Source organism: Streptomyces sp. NPDC000410 (genome assembly GCF_040300305.1).
Classification (GTDB): domain Bacteria; phylum Actinomycetota; class Actinomycetes; order Streptomycetales; family Streptomycetaceae; genus Streptomyces.
On sequence record NZ_JBEPDM010000030.1, the window covers coordinates 37,822 to 53,421 of the forward strand.

The 15,600-nt window shown below is 73.4% G+C and carries 12 protein-coding genes; 5 read left to right on the top strand and 7 right to left on the bottom strand.

All coding sequences use genetic code 11. From position 1 onward, the window contains the following. Positions 1-193: 193 nt before the first annotated feature. Complete coding sequence (locus ABT342_RS25545; RefSeq protein WP_351578261.1) at positions 194-1,846, bottom strand: acyl-CoA dehydrogenase family protein; 1,653 nt, start codon at positions 1,844-1,846, stop codon at positions 194-196. A gap of 17 nt (positions 1,847-1,863) precedes the next feature. On the opposite strand from ABT342_RS25545, the gene ABT342_RS25550 reads away from it, so the two are divergent. Further along, on the top strand, positions 1,864-3,042 hold the full coding sequence (locus ABT342_RS25550; protein ID WP_351578264.1) for a YihY/virulence factor BrkB family protein: 1,179 nt from the start codon (positions 1,864-1,866) through the stop codon (positions 3,040-3,042). A gap of 13 nt (positions 3,043-3,055) precedes the next feature. On the opposite strand, the gene ABT342_RS25555 is transcribed toward ABT342_RS25550, so the two are convergent. The 4 genes from ABT342_RS25555 to ABT342_RS25570 are packed head-to-tail and all read right to left on the bottom strand — an operon-like array spanning position 3,056 to position 9,899. After that, on the bottom strand, positions 3,056-6,733 hold the full coding sequence (locus ABT342_RS25555; protein ID WP_351578267.1) for an SAV_2336 N-terminal domain-related protein: 3,678 nt from the start codon (positions 6,731-6,733) through the stop codon (positions 3,056-3,058). Positions 6,734-6,750: 17 nt separating this feature from the next. Next, the gene (locus ABT342_RS25560; protein WP_351578270.1) at positions 6,751-7,740 is read right to left on the bottom strand and encodes an AAA family ATPase; all 990 of its coding nucleotides are present in this window, start codon (positions 7,738-7,740) and stop codon (positions 6,751-6,753) included. A 57-nt stretch (positions 7,741-7,797) separates the two neighbouring features. Then, positions 7,798-9,549 carry a VMAP-C domain-containing protein gene (locus ABT342_RS25565; protein ID WP_351578273.1) on the bottom strand — a complete coding sequence of 584 codons (1,752 nt, stop codon included), beginning with the start codon at positions 9,547-9,549 and terminating at the stop codon, positions 7,798-7,800. Further along, positions 9,549-9,899, bottom strand: coding sequence for a CU044_2847 family protein (locus tag ABT342_RS25570; RefSeq protein ID WP_351578276.1), 351 nt, complete (start codon positions 9,897-9,899; stop codon positions 9,549-9,551). Before ABT342_RS25570 ends, ABT342_RS25565 begins: the two co-directional genes overlap by 1 nt. Positions 9,900-9,985: 86 nt before the next feature. Between ABT342_RS25570 and ABT342_RS25575 the strand changes: the two genes are divergently transcribed. After that, on the top strand, positions 9,986-10,732 hold the full coding sequence (locus ABT342_RS25575) for a DUF6597 domain-containing transcriptional factor (RefSeq protein ID WP_351578279.1): 747 nt from the start codon (positions 9,986-9,988) through the stop codon (positions 10,730-10,732). Here the strand turns inward: ABT342_RS25575 and ABT342_RS25580 are convergent. Further along, the gene (locus tag ABT342_RS25580) at positions 10,657-11,070 is read right to left on the bottom strand and encodes a VOC family protein (protein WP_351578282.1); all 414 of its coding nucleotides are present in this window, start codon (positions 11,068-11,070) and stop codon (positions 10,657-10,659) included. The genes ABT342_RS25575 and ABT342_RS25580 overlap by 76 nt on opposite strands. A gap of 93 nt (positions 11,071-11,163) precedes the next feature. Next, positions 11,164-12,330 carry a serine hydrolase domain-containing protein gene (locus ABT342_RS25585; RefSeq protein WP_351578284.1) on the bottom strand — a complete coding sequence of 389 codons (1,167 nt, stop codon included), beginning with the start codon at positions 12,328-12,330 and terminating at the stop codon, positions 11,164-11,166. A 238-nt stretch (positions 12,331-12,568) separates the two neighbouring features. Here ABT342_RS25585 and ABT342_RS25590 point away from each other — a divergent pair, with 238 nt between their 5' ends. The 3 genes from ABT342_RS25590 (at position 12,569) to ABT342_RS25600 (ending at position 15,557) form a co-directional block, all read left to right on the top strand. Continuing rightward, complete coding sequence (locus ABT342_RS25590) at positions 12,569-13,207, top strand: Type 1 glutamine amidotransferase-like domain-containing protein (RefSeq protein ID WP_351578287.1); 639 nt, start codon at positions 12,569-12,571, stop codon at positions 13,205-13,207. 182 nt (positions 13,208-13,389) lie between these two features. Further along, positions 13,390-14,550 carry an acyl-CoA dehydrogenase family protein gene (locus ABT342_RS25595; RefSeq protein ID WP_502965612.1) on the top strand — a complete coding sequence of 387 codons (1,161 nt, stop codon included), beginning with the start codon at positions 13,390-13,392 and terminating at the stop codon, positions 14,548-14,550. 242 nt (positions 14,551-14,792) lie between these two features. Beyond that, positions 14,793-15,557: a hypothetical protein gene (locus tag ABT342_RS25600; RefSeq protein ID WP_351578293.1), complete on the top strand. Its 765-nt coding sequence runs from the start codon at positions 14,793-14,795 to the stop codon at positions 15,555-15,557. Positions 15,558-15,600: the final 43 nt, after the last annotated feature.

The window sequence follows — 15,600 nt, forward strand, 5'->3', positions numbered from 1 at the left end:
TCCGCTCGGAGGGCTGCTTCCTATAACTGCTGCAACGGTCTGCAACTCTGGCAAAAGCCCGCCCGTTGCACGAAGGTGACTTCAGCCGGGGGTGGTGCCGTGTCGGCGCAGCACCACCCTCCGCTGTCACAGCCAACGATTGTCAGAGGCCGACGACTGTCACAGGTCGACGACTGTCACAGGTCGACGACGGTCAGAGGTCGACGCGCGCCCGCTCCACCACCGCCGCCAGATCGAGCCCGTGCGGCAGCGTCCCGAACGCCGCCCCCCAGTCCCCGCCCAGCCGCGAGGCGCAGAACGCGTCCGCCACCGCCGGCGGCGCCCAGCGCACCAGCAGCGAGCCCTGCAGCACCAGCGCCATGCGCTCGACCAGCCGCCGCGCCCGCACCTCGGCCGTCTCCAGATCGGCCAGCTCGGTCAGCAGACCCTTGATAGCCCTGTCCAGCCGGTGATCGGCGCCCCGGGCCTGCCCGATCTCCCGCAGGAAGGCGTCCAGGGCCTGCGGCTCCCGGCGCAGCGCCCGCAGGACGTCCAGCGCCTGTACGTTGCCGGAGCCCTCCCAGATCGAGTTGAGCGGCGACTCGCGCAGCAGCCGCGGCATCCCGGACTCCTCGACGTAACCGTTGCCGCCGAGACACTCCAGGGCCTCGGCCGTCAGCGGCGTACACCGCTTGGTGACCCAGTACTTGGCCGCGGGCACCGCGAGCCGCAGCAGAGCCCGGTCCGCCTCGCCGCCGGGGCCCTCCGCGTCGTACGCCGCCGCCAGCCGCAGCGCCAGCACCGTCGCCGCCTCCGACTCCAGCGCCATGTCGGCCAGTACGTTCCGCATGAGCGGCTTGTCGATCAGCGGCCCGCCGAACGCGCCGCGGTGCGCCGCGTGATGGACGGACTGCGCCACCGCCTGCCGCATCAGCGCCGCCGAGCCGATCACACAGTCCAGCCGGGTCGCCGCCACCATCCCGATGATGGTGCGCACCCCGCGCCCCTCGTCGCCGACCCGGCGCGCCCACGTCCCGTCGAACTCCACCTCGCTCGACGCGTTCGACCTGTTGCCGAGCTTGTCCTTGAGCCGCTGGAGAGCGAACACGTTCCGCGTCCCGTCGTCCAGCACCCGGGGCACCAGGAAGCACGTCAGCCCCCCGGGAGCCTGCGCGAGCACCAGAAAACCGTCGGACATCGGCGCCGAGCAGAACCACTTGTGCCCCGTCAGCAGGTACTCGCCCTCGGCGGCCAGGGGCTCCGCCCGGGTCGTGTTCGCCCGTACGTCGCTGCCGCCCTGCTTCTCCGTCATGGCCATCCCGAGCAGCGCCCCGTCCTTCCGCGCAGGCGGCCGCAGGGACCGGTCGTAGATCCGCGAGGTGAGGCGGGGCTCCCACTCGGCGGCGAGCGCCGGATCCGTGCGCAGCGCGGGCACCGCGGCATGCGTCATCGACACCGGACAGCCGTGCCCCGCCTCGGCCTGGGTCCACACCAGGAACCCGGCCGCGCGCCGCACATGTCCACCGGGCCGCCCCCAGGCGTCCGTCAGCCCGGAGGTGACCGCCTTGCCCAGGAGCCGGTGCCAGGCCGGATGGAAGTCCACCTCGTCGATCCGGTTGCCGTACCGGTCGTGGGTGCGCAGAACCGGCGGATTCTCGTTGGCCTGCACCCCCCATTCCCGCGCCTGGACCGAGCCCGCCGCGCGGCCGAGCGTCGACAGCTCCGCCCGTGCCTCGTCGAGGAGTTCCGGTGCGAGCGGTTCGAGATGCCGCTCGACCGCCTCGGCGAGCGCGCGGTCCGCGGCGAAGACGTCGTACCCCACCAGGGGCGGAGCCTGGTTGGTCACTGTGTGGGTGGTGGTCGCCATGCCGATACGGTAAGGAGGTGCAGGCAGCAAACGAAACACCCGAGCATCCCCGGGGGCGGCTCCACCGGGCCCGGGCCCTCTACCGCAACGTATCCAAGCGCAAGATGGCCTGGCTGCTGCTGAAGGACACCGTCAATTCGTGCATCGAGTACCGAATCCTCGGGCTCGCGGCCGAAGCCGCCTTCTTCACGCTGCTCTCGCTGCCGCCCCTGATGCTCGGCCTGATCGGTCTCCTCGGCTACATCGACGACTGGACCAACACCACCACCGTCGCCTCCATCGAGGAGAACATCCTCGCCGCGGTTGGCACGGTCCTCTCCGACCGGGGCGTCAACGAGATCGCCAAACCCCTGCTGGCGGATGTCACCCACGGCGGCCGGCCCGACATCATCTCCATCGGCTTCGCGATCGCCCTGTGGTCCGGATCGCGGGCCGTCAACGTCTTCATCGACACGATCACCGTGATGTACGGCCTCGACGGCCACCGCGGCATCGTCGCCACCCGGCTGCTGGCCTTCCTGCTCTACATCGTGGCGCTGCTGATCGGCGCGGTGGTCCTGCCGCTCGCCGTGGTCGGTCCCGACCGGGTCGTCGAGATCGTCCCCTTCGGTACGGAAGTCGTCAGCGTCCTGTACTGGCCGGTGGTGATCCTGCTGTCCATCGCCTTCCTCACCACGCTGTACCACGTCTCCGTGCCGGTCCGCTCGCCCTGGGTGGAGGACATCCCCGGGGCGCTCGTCGCCCTCGGCATGTGGGTGCTGGGCAGCTTCCTGCTGCGGATCTACCTCACGAGCACCGTCGAGGGCCCCACGATCTACGGCTCCCTGGCCGCGCCCATCGCCGTACTGCTCTGGATCGGCATCTCCGCCTTCGCGGTCCTCGTCGGCGCCGCGGTCAACGCCGCGATCGACCGGGTCTGGCCGGCGGCGACCACGGCCGCGGCCCGCGCCGAGACCGAGCGGGCCCGTACGGCGGAGGCCGCGGCGCTGGTGGCACGGGCGAAGGCGGCCGTCGAGGACCTGGACGACGAGGATCCGGACATGCCGTCCGAGTTCCCCGAGCGCTGGTCGAAGTTCCTGCCGCCGGACGACGTGAAGTCCCGCTTCCACAGCACGCGGGAGCAGAAGGCGCCGCGCGACAAGGACAACGGTAAGGACAAGGACAACGGTAAGGACAACGGCAAGGACAAGGACTGACGCTCCGGCCGCTCTAGCTGGAGAACCAGTCGCCGCTGATGAGGCGGCGGAGCCAGGAGAACCGGTCGGGGGCCTGCCGGGCCGGGTCGAGGACGCGGAACCAGCCCCTGTGCGCGGTGTGGTCGGAATCGAAGCCCGTGTAAGGCAGATATCCCTCGGGCGAGCCGAGGCTCTGGTAGAGCACGTCCGTCAGGCCGACGACACACCTGAAGGTCTTCCAGGAGTAAGACCGTGGGACAGCGAGGCCCCTGACCAGTGCCAGGGTCGTCCGTTCCGGCTGACCGGAGTGGACGACCACGTGGAACGGAAACAGATCCACGCCTGAGTTGTTCAGCTGATGCGCGAACACGTTCGTGAGCCGCTCCTCCACGTCGGGCAGCGAGAGGCCCCGCGGGACGGCGACCCGTACCGCGAAGCCCTCCGCGATCCCGGTGACCCTGCCGAGCGTCCGGTCCGCCGCGCCCCGCAGGGCGGGCAGGAAGTCCGGTTCGGGGCCGTCAGGGGCGCTGCCGAAGACCGTGTCTCGGTCCGCCCGCAGGATGAGGAGCTGGAGCCCGTCGCGTACGGGCTGTTCGTCGTCGGCGGACGTGAAGCCCCGATCGAACGGGTCGTCGCTCCGGACCGGGGGCGGCATCTGGCCTTGCGGCACCTGCGGTAGGTCGACCCGGGGCGGCGTCTCACCCTGCGGCTGTGCGACGCGGTACGTGCTCTGCGGTCCGGCCCCGGCGGCCCGCGCCGCGGCCATGTCCCGCCCCGCCTCCAGCAGCCGCCGCCACGAGTTCAGCGTCTCCCTGCGTTCGTCCGCCCACGCGCCCTCGATCCCTCTCAGGGGCTCGCCGTGCCACAGGTCCAGCGCCCTGCCGTACAGCTCGGCGCCGCGCGCGAACTCGCTCGCGCCGACCGCCCGACCGGCCTCGGCGGCCAGCCGCTCGGCGGTCCGTAGATCCAGTTCGGAGCCCGCCAGCCGCAGCCGGTACAGGCCTCCCGAATGTTCGATCACATGGCCCAGTCCCGCCAGTCCGTCGATCAGCTCGGCCAGGAGGCCTTCAGGGTGACCGGGGCCCAGCGCCGCGCGGAGGTCGTCCAGGCTCAACCACTGTTCGCGCTCCACCAGCAGCCGCGCGAGCAGGATCCGCGCCGTCGCAGCCCCGGGGGTGAGGTTCTCGCGCCCTCGCAGGACCGTGAGCGGTCCGAGTACGGCGTACTGCCACGGTCCGATCACCTGCGGCGAGGTGAGCACGCGCGCGCCCAACAGCCGCTCCTCCGGGTCCTTGGCGAGCAGCCGCAGGATCGCGTCCGCGACCAGCCGGGGCAGTTCGGGACGCAGTTCCCTCGGCGGCCGGGGCGCGGAGTCGCGGTGGGCCACGAGGGTCTGCCAGTCGTCGGCGAAGTCGAACGGCGGGGCGCCGGTCGCGAGCTCGTACAGCACGCAGCCGAGCGCGTACAGATCGCTGAGGTGGTCGGCACCCTCACCGGCGGCCTGTTCGGGCGACAGATACGCGGGGACGCTCCGGGCCGCCGCCGCCCGGGCGAGCTGCGAGGTGAGGGTGCTGCCCATGCCGGACTGGAGGATGCCGAAGCCGCGGATCTTCACCGTGCCGTCGGGCAGCAGCACGATCTTGGAGGGCGTCAGGTCGCGGTGCCAGACGCCGCGCTCGTGCGCGTACGTCAGTGCCGCGAGGACCTGCCGCGCGATGTCGGTGATGTCCGAGGCCGGCAGCGGCCGCCCGCCGCCCGCCTCCAGCAGCTCACGGAGGTCGCGGCCCTCCAGCAGCTCCATGACGAGGTAGAAGGTGTTGCCGTGCACGCCGAAGTCATGGATCAGGGTGATCCCGTCATGTCGCAGCGCGGCCACCCTGCGGGCCTCGCGGAGCGCGCGGGCCCGCACGCGGGCCTCGTACCCGGCGCGCTCCGAACCGAGGAGCTCCAGGCGCCTGACCGCGACCCAGGTGCCGGTCGCCGTGTCGTGGGCGAGCCAGACCTGGGCGTGTCCCCCGCGGCCGAGGACGGTGTGCAGCCGGTACCGGCCCGCGATCAGGCGCGGATCGTCCGGCACGGCTTCCGGCGCGGCGTCCGGCACGGTTTCCGGCACGGCGTCGGGCACGGTTTCCGGCACGGCCTCCGGCTCCGGCCCCCGCAGCAGCCGGATGCTCTCCCGGCTCACCAGCGCGAACGGCTCACCCGCCCGGCCCGGACCAGCCGTGCCCACCAGTGCCCGGAACTCGCCCGGCACCGCACCCGCGCGCGCCTCGATCTGCGCGCCCACCCGCTCCAGCAGGTTCACGGTCCGGGCCAGCGCGGTGCGCGGCAGGGCGCCCAGCAGCAGGTCCCGCACACCGGGCCGGAAGTCGTACGTGCCCTCCGGGCCGCCTCCGGGGCGCGCGGTGAGCATCCCGCTGAGCACCACCTCCGCGAGATGCTGCGGCCGTGGATGCTCCTCGACCGCCGTGTGGACGAGCCGCATGACCGGCAGGCTCGGCGGGCCCACCGCCAGATGGGCCGCCAGCCGGAACGCCTGCGGGGAGGCGAGGGAACGGAACCGCAGCACCAGCTCCTCCGCCCCGACGGCCTCCGGAACCAGCCCGCCGTCCTGGTCCCCGGCCGGTGGCGGCAGTGCCCCCAGCAGCGCCGCCGAGCCCGGCAGCCCCGCCCCGCCCGGACCCGCCACCAGCGCGGCCCAGTTCCCGAACCACTCCGGCGACGCCTCCAGCACCGGCACCGGGATCCCCGCGATCCCCGCGACGGGCCCGCCGTCGTACGGCTCGAAGCGCAGTGCCGCGGCCGCCGCACCCGGTCCCGGCGCGGAGAACAGCCCCGGGACGGGAATCAGCGCGGCCTGCTGCCACAGCCGTTCGGGCAGCGGCTGTACGACGGCCAGCGGCAGCTCCCGGGCCCAGCGGTTCAGCGTCCCGTACCACCGCGCACCCGCCGGGCCCTCGCGCCACTGCGGGCCCATGCAGTCGCTCAGGACGAGCACGGCGGTGCGCGCGGGTGCGACGGGCCGGGCCGGGACCTTCCCGTCCGCGCCCAGCCGCTGCACCTCGACCGTCCGGAACGCACCGGTCTGCCCGAACGCCTGGTGCAGATCGCGCGCGAGTGGCCGCCACATCGCCATGGTCGGGCCCGTATCGAGCACGATCCGCAGATGCAGCCACCGCTCCCGCCTCGGACGCAGCTCCGGCAGCCACAGACCGCGCCGGGCGCCGAGCGCGGCGATCCGGTGCGCGGTGGCCGCCTCGTCGAACTCCCGCTCGTGCACCGACGGTACGGTCCGCCGCAGCGGTCGCAGTGCCCGCTGGAGCGCGAGCGGGCGGGCGATCATCGGGGGAGCGGGCGCGAGCACGGAGGCCTCCGCGCCGGCCGCGGCCGGCCGGTGCCGGTCGGGCGGTACGGAGGCGGGCGCGGACGTGCGCAGCGGCACCAGGTCGGGATCCGGGTCCGGCAGCGGGTCGCCGTCGGTGTGGCCCGGCGGGGGAGCGGAACCTGGGCGGCGGACGTCGGCCGACAGCGGCGGGGCTTCGGGGCCGGGGACGCCGGACGCGCCATCGCCGGCGTCCGGCCCGGACGTCATGTGCCGTGCGAGCCAGATCAGTTCGGCCAGCTCCCGGCCGGTCGGCGGATCGCCGCCCGCGCTCTCCAGCGTGCGCCGCAGCGCCTCCAGTTCCGCGCCCATCGCGTCCATCGCGCCCATCGCCCCCCTCGGGCTCATCAGAACGCGTCGGGTTCCGGCGCCCGGCTCAGATAGCGCATGAGGTTCTCCGCCAGTTCGTCGCGCGAAGCGCCGTCGAGACCCGAAGCCCGGGTCAGGTAGATGGCGTTGAGCAACTGGTCGGTGGCCAGCTCCCCGGCGCTGCCCCGCTCCAGGAAGGTCCGCACCAGTTCCCGCGCCCGCTCGTCCAGCTCCCCCAGATGGGCCCGCACGATGTCCTCCAGGTGCTCGGCCACCGGCTGCTTCAACTCCAGCGTCACACAACGCCGCAGAAAGGCGGGAGGGAACTCGCGCTCGCCGTTGCTCGTCAGCACGACGAACGGGAACGCCCGGCAGCGCACCCGCCCGCGCACCACATCGACCCGCCGGTCGGAGTCGGCCACCAGGACCTCGGCCGTCGGCCGCGTCCCCGCAGCCCGGACCAGCTCGGGGATCTCGTACCGCCCCTCCTCCAGGACGTTCAGCAGGTCGTTCGGCAGATCCAGGTCGCTCTTGTCGATCTCGTCGATGAGCAGCACCCGGGGCCGCTCGTACGGCAGCAGGGCGGTGCCCAGCGGGCCGAGCCGCAGATGGTCCTCGATGCCGCTGTTCTCCGGGGTGTGCCCCGCCGCGTACAGCCGGGACAACGGGTCGTACTGGTAGAGCCCGTCGCTGAGCACGGCCCGGCTCGTGATGTTCCAGCGCAGCACGGGCCCGAGCTTCAGCTCCCGTGCCACCGCGTACGCCAGGCTCGACTTGCCGCTCCCCGGCGGGCCCGTGACCAGCAGCGGCCGACGCAGGTACAGCGCGGCGTTGACGAGCTGGACGCTCTGGTCGGTGGCGCGGTAGGCGCGGGCCCGGTGGACCTGGTCGGGGGACGGCTCGGGCTCGTCGGCGGGCGGCCGGACGGGCGGCCCGCCGTTGAACGCGCGCCACGGCGGAGGCGCGGGCAGCCGCTCGATACCGTCGTGCGGCGCGTTCGATCCGGTGTAGACCGGCCAGAGGGACATGCGGGCCTCCAAGAGGATCAGCCGACAGAACTGCGGAGCAGCGGACAGGACTGCGGATCAGCCGACGGGACTGCGGCTCAGCCGGGGGACGGCGGGGAACCAGCGCGGGTCCTCCCAGACGAAGGAGAAGTCGGCGGCCCAGTGCGGGTCGGGCCCCTTGTGCAGGAACGCGTCCAGTCTCAACTTCATGACGAACTGCGGCAGCAGGGACGGCGGCAGCGCGGCCAGCCGCTCGGCGAGCACGTCCAGGAAGCCGCTGCCCGCCGGACACGAGCCCTCGCAGGACTTCTCCTCGCAGCCGACGCGCGGCCACAGGACGATCGGCGCGGGCGCTTCGAGCACCGCTCGGTGCAGTGCCTTGTCGCGTGGGGCGCGCGGCGGCCGGCTGAGGCCCACCGGCCCGTACACCTCCTGCAGTTCGGCGGAGAGCCGGTCGGGCCGGTGCGTACTGCCGCACTCGATCCGGTGGACCGGGGAGCTGTCGCGGCCTTCCAGGACGTTCCAGACCTTGCGCAGCCGGAACTGGAGCCGGTCGTTGGACCTGCGGTCGTGGTCCATGACCACCACGGGCGCCCGGCAGCCGAGCGGCGCGTCCCGGCCCCTGCGCCGGGCCCACTGGTCGACCGGCTGGTTGAGCCAGCCGCGCGGCAGCGCGAAGCCGATCAGCTCCTGCCCGTCACTGTCGATCTCCCCGAACGCCCGGTCGATCCGGTCCAGCACCCATTCGCGCACCCGCGCCCGCGGCAGCCGCTCCTCGCCGACGAGACGGCGGCTGCCGTTCCGGTACGCCGACACCTCGACCACCAGCGCGCCACGGTCCGCCCCGCTGCGTCTGATCTCGACGAGGATCGGCGACCAGCGCCCGGTGGCCCGCTCCGGGGCCGGTGCCGGAGCCGCGGGTGCCCGGACCTCGTGGCGTGCCCGGTGCGCACGCGCCCAGTCGAGCAACTCCCGCCCCGGACCGGGCCGGTCGCCGACCAGCCCGGAGACCCGTACCGCGAGATCGGCCAGCGGCAGGCCGTCCGGCCTCGGCGGCGACTCGGAGAGCAGATACCAGACCGCCTCCCACAGGCTGCCGATCCGTCCGCCCGGCGGTACGACGCCCAGCGGGCCGATCGCGGCACGCAGCAGCGGTCCGACCGGTTCGGTGAGCACCGGCGTCCGCGCCACCAGCTCGCGCAGCCACCGCTTCTCCTCGGCCGGATAGCCCGGCGTGGGCACCAGATCGGCCAGCGGAGGCCAGTGGCGGGCGAGGACGTGGACCGGGATCATGCGGCCGTTGCGGGTCGTCGGGTCGTGCGCGGACACCATCCCGGCCACGGTCCCGCTGTGCTCCAGCATCACGGCCGCGCCACTGAAACCGCGCGCCGGTTCCTGCCCGTAGCCCCGCCAGAACTCCAGCTGTGACCATTCGTCGCGGATCAACTGGCTGGACGTGACCCGTAATTCGCTCTGCACGCCCTCTTCGTCGTACCCGTACGGGAAGCCGTACGCGACCAGCTTCCGGTCCCGTGCCGCGTAGGCCTCGTCGAGCCCCGCGAAACCGGCCGGCGCGATGTCCACGGGCCGCTCCAGCTCCAGGACGGCCACATCGCCGGGATCCCGGTCGCCGCCCGCCCAGCCGCCGCGCCCGGCGACCCTGGCCGGGACCGGCGCCTGGTACGGAGAGCCGGGGAACACGACCTCGGCGCGGTCCGTGGACCGCACCACATGGGCGCAGGTCAGCACCGCGCGGTCGGAGACGAGGAACCCGGAGCCCTCCACCGCACCGCCGATGTCGATCCGCGCGTGCCAGGCGGGCGAGGCCATCACTGCGCCGCGCCGCCCGGGGGCTGAGGCGCGCCGCCCGGCGTCCACGACAGCTTGACCGTCAGATGGCCCTCGGCGGCGCTCTTGGCGATCACCGCGCCCGCCTCCGCCATGATCTTCACGCCGAATTCGAGCTCGACACCGTCCGGCTTGAGCGGACCGTCACGGAACACCGCGAGGGCCGATTCGGCGGCACCGCGGATCCCCTCCAGCGCCTGGTCGAACGTCCGGGTCGCCTGCGCGAGCGAGTCGCCGCCGCGTCCGACGAGTCTGGCACCGGGGGAGTCCCGGTCCACCTCCACCACCACCGTCGCCCCGTCGTCGGTGGTGAACTCCATCAATGCCGCCATCGTCGCCCCGTCCCTCGTACGCGTCCGATCCGCCGACCATTCTGGATCAATGGCCGCCCCGGCGGAGGAGGTTTAGCCTCAACAGCATGTACGAGGAACGGGCCTCACTGCTCGACGGCGCCGTCGTCTGGACGAACCGGCCGTCCGGCCCCGGACCCTTCGTGCCCGTCCTGCCGGACGGCTGCATGGACCTGCTGTGGACCGAGGGACGGCTCCTCGTCGCGGGACCCGACACGCACGCGCACGTCCCGCCCGACACGGGCGCCCACTACGTCGGCCTACGGTTCGCGCCCGGCGCCGCGCCCGCCTTCCTCGGTGTTCCGGCACACGAACTGCGCGACCGCCGCGTCGACCTCGCCGACCTGTGGCCCGCCGCCCGGGTGCGTACGCTCGCCGACCGCGTCGGCGCCGCACGGGACCGGCCGGCGGCCCTGGAGGCCGTCGCACTGCGCCACGCGGAAGGCACCCCGCCGCCCGATCCGCTGCTGCGCGCCGTCGTCGCCGCCCTCGACGCGGGCCGCAGCGTCGCCGCGACGGCGCAGGCCGTGGGCCTCGGTGCGCGCGGGCTGCACCGCAGATCGCTGGACGCCTTCGGGTACGGGCCCAAGACGCTGGCCCGCGTGCTGCGGCTGCAACGGGCCCTGGCGTTCGTACGATCCGGCATGCCGTACGCCGAGGCCGCGCTCGCCGCGGGCTGCACCGATCAGCCCCATCTCGCCCGGGAGATGCGGGACCTGACGGGACTGACGCTCGGCGGCTACGTCGCGCTGGCGGCTTCGATGTCAGCGAACAGCGAGACGCCGCAGCCATCCGGGTCGAGCACGACGGCGTAACGCTGGCCCCAGAACGCGTCCCACGGTTCGAGGTGGCCGCGGTGGCCCGCCGTGATCAGCTCTTCGTACACCTTGTCCACCTCGGCGGGACCGTCGCAGCGGAAGGCCAGACCGACCCTGTCACCGCCCTCGGGCCGGGTCCAGTCCGGGTCGAAGGACCTGACCGTGTCCTCGGTGTCGAACAGCACGCGCAGCCCGCTGGGCAGGGTCGCCTCGGCGTGCGGGGCGGAGTCCGCCTCGGCGGGGACGTCCAGGCCGAGGCGCCGGTAGAAGGAGAGCGATGCGGCCATGTCGGCGACGACCAGGCCGACGGAGTCGAGTTGTGGAGTCAGGGTCATGGGGCCACGGTAGGCGCGGCGCGGATGCCCGGTCTTGTACGAATCGGACACGCCCGGGCCCGGGGGCGCCAACGGCCCGGGGCCCGGGCGGTCTCACAGCGCCCTGTACACGGCCTCCACCAGCGCCATCTTGCGCGGGTCGTCCGAGATGTGCGGACCCATGCGGTTCATGACGTAGCCGAGCGACACCCCCGCCTCCGGGTCCGCGAGGCCGAAGGAGCCGCCGAAGCCGTCATGGCCGACGGCCCGCGGGTTGGGGCCGTACGAGCCGTTCGGGCCGCTCAGCCACAGGCCGAGAGCGGCCTCCGTCTCGTACCGGAAACCGGCGCCGAGTACGAGATCGTGGCACGCCCCCTGCCCCTCACGGACCCTCTCCGCGGCCCCGGCCGAGAGCACGCGCCGCTCGCCGAGGAGGCCGCCAGAGGCGACGATGCCGTACAGGGCCGCCACGGCGCGGGCGGTGCCGTGGCCGCCGGCGGCCGGGATCTCGGCCGCGCGCCACTCCGGGGTGTTGGCATCGGCGGCGGTGACAACGGGGTTGACCAGCGCGGCCAGCGCCGCCGGCTGCAACTGCGAGAAGACCGTGGCCTGTTCACTGTCGGCGGCGGCCGGGGGATGGACGAGCTCGGCGGCGCGGCCGGCCTCCTTCTCGGGCAGGCCGATGGTGAAGTCGACGCCACCCGGGCCGGTGACCTCCTGGCGCAGGAACTCGCCGGGGAGCAGTCCCGTGATGCGCCGGACCACCTCGCCGACGAGGAAGCCGTACGTCATCGCGTGGTACCCGGACCGGGTCCCGGGCTCCCACCACGGCTCCGTCGCGGCCAGCCTGCCGGTCGTCAGCTCCCAGTCGTACAGCTCGGCGAGGGTGTGCGGCTCGCGCAGCCCCGCCAGCCCCGCGCGGTGCGAGAGGAGGTGCCGTACGGGCAGGGTGTCCTTGCCCGCCGCGGCGAACTCGGGCCAGTACGAGGCGACCGGGGCGTCCAGGTCGAGCAGTCCGCGGTCGGCGAGGATGTGCGCGCACAGCGCGGTCGGCCCCTTCGTCGTCGACCACACGTTGACCAGCGTGTCCCGCTGCCAGGGCCGCGTTCCGGCCGCGTCCGCCCAGCCGCCCCACAGATCGACGACGGTCTCGCCGCCCGCCTGTACGGTGACGGCGGCGCCCAGCTCGCCGCGTTCCCGGAAGTTCTCCTCGAACGCCGTGCGCACCGTTGAGAACCGTACGTCGCAATGACCCTCGATCTGCGGCACCGGTCGGGACATGACTCGCTCCTCCGCGCTCGTGCGTACGTCCCCATGAACGTACCGACTGGTCGGACGGTGGTGAAGGTTCAGGACCCGGGAAGCGGGCGGCCGGCCTCGGGCCATCACTCCGTCGAGTGGCGGGCATGTCTGGATCCTTGCGAATGGTGGCAGTCCGGCCAGTCGTCGGGCGGGTCCTGTCTCGGCAGTCTTGACCTTGCACGCGGCAGACCCGATCCGAGTTCAGAAAGAGGCCCCCATGCGCCTGTTCCTCTCCTCCTGGAAGCTCGGCGACAACCCCGAGCGGCTCGACCACCTCGCCCGTGGCGGGCGGAAGGCCGCCGTCATCGGCAACGCCCTGGACGCCCTGCCCGCCACCCTCCGGCAGCAGGCCACCGGCCGGGAGATCGCGGCACTCCGCGAGCGCGGGTACGACGTCACCGAGGTGGACCTGCGCGACTACTTCGGCGACCCCGACGGGCTCGCGCGGCGGCTGGCCGCCTTCGACGTGCTGTGGGTCCACGGGGGCAACCCGTTCGTCCTGCGCCGCGCCATGGCCCTCAGCGGCGCCGACGAGACCGTGACCGACCTGCTGCGGCGCGACGCGATCGTCTACGCGGGCTGGAGCGCAGGGGCCTGCGTCCTGGCACCGAGCCTGCACGGCCTGGAACTCGTGGACGACCCGGAGGACACCGACGCCGCCTACGGCGAACCGGCTCCGTGGGACGGGCTCGGACTGCTGGACCGCGCGTTCGTGCCGCACTACCGGTCGCCGGTCGCGGAGAGCGAGGCGATCGAGCTGGTCGTCGAGCGCTACGAGCGCGAGGGGGTCACGTACCGGGCGCTGCGCGACGGCGAGGTCCTCGTCGTCGACGAGGAGGCCGCCGCCGTCGCGTGAGCCGCGAACTCGTGGAGCTGACCCCGAACTTGCGTACCTACTCCCGAACTTGCGGACTTGATCACGAACATGACGAACCCGGGAACCCGAAGGCCCGCGCGCCCGACCAGTTCTTCAGGACCAGCAGTCGGACTGCTGTTCCCCCTGGTTCCCGATGATTCGGATGATGTGGAGCGATGGACGTGAGCGGACTGCCGACCTGCCCGGACGAGGTGCGGGACGTACGTGACCGAGCGGCCGCGTACGTACGCGACCACGTCATGCCGCGCGAGCCGGAACTGGACGCGGGCGGCCCCGGCGCCGCCACCATCGTGAGCGAGCTCCAGGACGGCGCCCGCGGCGCCGGTCTCTGGGCGCTCCCGCTACCCGTGGAACTGGGCGGCCAGGGACTGCCGTTGGCGCAGTACGCCCATGTCGCCGAGGCCGAAGGTGCCAGCGACCACGGTCCGGACGCCCTCGGTTCGGCACCGCTCCTGGACGTCCTCATGCTGGCCCGGCACGGCACACCGTACGTGCGCGAGCACTATCCGAAGCGGCTCGCCGCCGGGGAGCTCCGCGCCGCCTACGCCATGGCCGAGCCCGAAACCCCGGGCACGGACCCGTTCATGACCATCACGGCGGCCATGCGCCGGCCGGGCAGCTGGGTCGTGAGCGGCCGGAAGTGGTTCGTCGCGGGCGCGAGCGGCGCGGACGTGGTGACTGTGCTGGCCCGCACCGACGGTCTGCCCGGCGACCGCCATGGCCTGTCCCTCCTGCTCGTTCCCACCGACTCGCCCGGCTTCCGGCTGGTACGCGAGCTGCCCGTACTCGGCGGCGGCGGACAGTGGGAGATCGAGCTTGACAGGGTCACCGTGCCGGACGACCACATGCTGGGCGCGCCGGGCCAGGCCGTCGACATCGCCGCCGAACGGCTCCAACTCGGACGCACCCTGCGCTGTTTGCGCTGGCTCGGACAGGCGGAGCGCGCGTACGGACTCATGCGGGAGAGGGCGGTCAGCCGCACCCGCTCCAGCGGCCCGCTCGCCGACCTCCAGCTCGTGCAGCAGCACGTCTTCGATGCCCTGCTCGCGCTGCGCTCGACCCGGCCGCTCGTGTACGAGGCGGTGGCGAAGCTCGCCGCCGGGCACGACGCCCATGTGGAGGTGGGCCTCGCGAAGGTCGCGGCCGCGCGCATGCTGCAGCAGATCGCGGACGCGGCGATCCAGATCCACGGCGCGGAGGGCCTCGGCCCGGACACGGCCCTGCCCACGCTGCTGCGCACGGGCAGGATGGCACGCATCCTGGAGGGGCCGGACGAACTCCACGTCACGTCGGTGGCGCGGCGGGTGCTGGGGGAGGCGTGATCGGAGTCATGGCGCCGGCGGGGCGTCAGGTGCCTTACACGTCCACGAGCCGGTGAGCGCCGCGAGGCCGTAGGGGAGGCCTCCTGGACGGGTTCGTGCCGTACGGCGCTGCCACCACCGGCGTCGTCACGGCCGTTCGGCGCCCTGCCGTCCGGGCTCGCGGATCCCGCCTCGCACAGGGTCTCCGTCACCGAGGTGACGCCGCGTGAGATCCGCCGCGTGGATGCGAGGATGAGGGCGCCATGACGACTGGGCGATGTGCGAGAGGCATACGGGCCGTGGTGTTCGCGGCCGTCTGTGTGCTGCTCACCGCCCTGGGGCACGCCCTCACGTCCGGCGCGACCGTGCCCTGGTGGTCACTGGCGGCGGGCTTCGCGCTGACGGTGACGGGAGCGTGGGCGCTGGCCCGGCGCGAACGCGGGCTCGCCGTGGTCACGGTGGCGGCGGTGGCCGCGCAGGCGGCGCTGCATGTGAGCTTCTCACTCGCGCAGGCGGCGTACGGGCACACCGTGACCCGCGACGCGGGCATGGGCTCGCACGCCATGGGTTCGCACGGCATGGGCTTCCACGACATGGGCTCCCCGGGCTCGGGCTCCTACGACGCGGGTTCGCACACCATGGATTCGCACACCATGGGCGTGACCGACATGGCGGCACACCATATGGCCGCCCCCGACCTGGCGGCGTCCGGCCATCCGCTGGACGGCACGGCGCCCGTCGACATGTTCCTCGCGCACGCCTTCGCCGCCGTGCTCTGCGCACTGTGGCTCGCGCACGGAGAGCGCGCCGTCACCCGGCTCCGGGGCGCCCTCGGCGCGTTGCGCGGTGTCGCGGACCGCCTCGCCGCGCCGTTGAGGCTGCTGTTGCTCCTGCGCCCGGCCGTGCGCCCGCACCGGCCCCGGCTCCGGCGGCGCCCCGACACGGACCGGCGGCGCAGGCTCCGGGGGCGGCTCCTCGTCCACGCCATCACCTCGCGGGGCCCTCCTGTCGTCCCCGCTGTCGTCTGACCGACAGCCGGTTTCACCGGCCGCCCCGCCCGAGCGCGTGCGG

Excerpts from the sequence above, each read along its gene's own strand:
- ABT342_RS25545 (WP_351578261.1), bottom strand. The coding sequence starts at position 1,846 with ATGGCGACCACCACCCACACAGTGACCAACCAGGCTCCGCCCCTGGTG.
- ABT342_RS25585 (WP_351578284.1), bottom strand. The coding sequence starts at position 12,330 with ATGTCCCGACCGGTGCCGCAGATCGAGGGTCATTGCGACGTACGGTTC.
- ABT342_RS25565 (WP_351578273.1), bottom strand. The coding sequence starts at position 9,549 with ATGGCCTCGCCCGCCTGGCACGCGCGGATCGACATCGGCGGTGCGGTG.
- ABT342_RS25570 (WP_351578276.1), bottom strand. The coding sequence starts at position 9,899 with ATGGCGGCATTGATGGAGTTCACCACCGACGACGGGGCGACGGTGGTG.
- ABT342_RS25590 (WP_351578287.1), top strand. The coding sequence starts at position 12,569 with ATGCGCCTGTTCCTCTCCTCCTGGAAGCTCGGCGACAACCCCGAGCGG.
- ABT342_RS25555 (WP_351578267.1), bottom strand. The coding sequence starts at position 6,733 with ATGGGCGCGATGGACGCGATGGGCGCGGAACTGGAGGCGCTGCGGCGC.
- ABT342_RS25600 (WP_351578293.1), top strand. The coding sequence starts at position 14,793 with ATGACGACTGGGCGATGTGCGAGAGGCATACGGGCCGTGGTGTTCGCG.
- ABT342_RS25560 (WP_351578270.1), bottom strand. The coding sequence starts at position 7,740 with ATGTCCCTCTGGCCGGTCTACACCGGATCGAACGCGCCGCACGACGGT.
- ABT342_RS25575 (WP_351578279.1), top strand. The coding sequence starts at position 9,986 with ATGTACGAGGAACGGGCCTCACTGCTCGACGGCGCCGTCGTCTGGACG.
- ABT342_RS25580 (WP_351578282.1), bottom strand. The coding sequence starts at position 11,070 with ATGACCCTGACTCCACAACTCGACTCCGTCGGCCTGGTCGTCGCCGAC.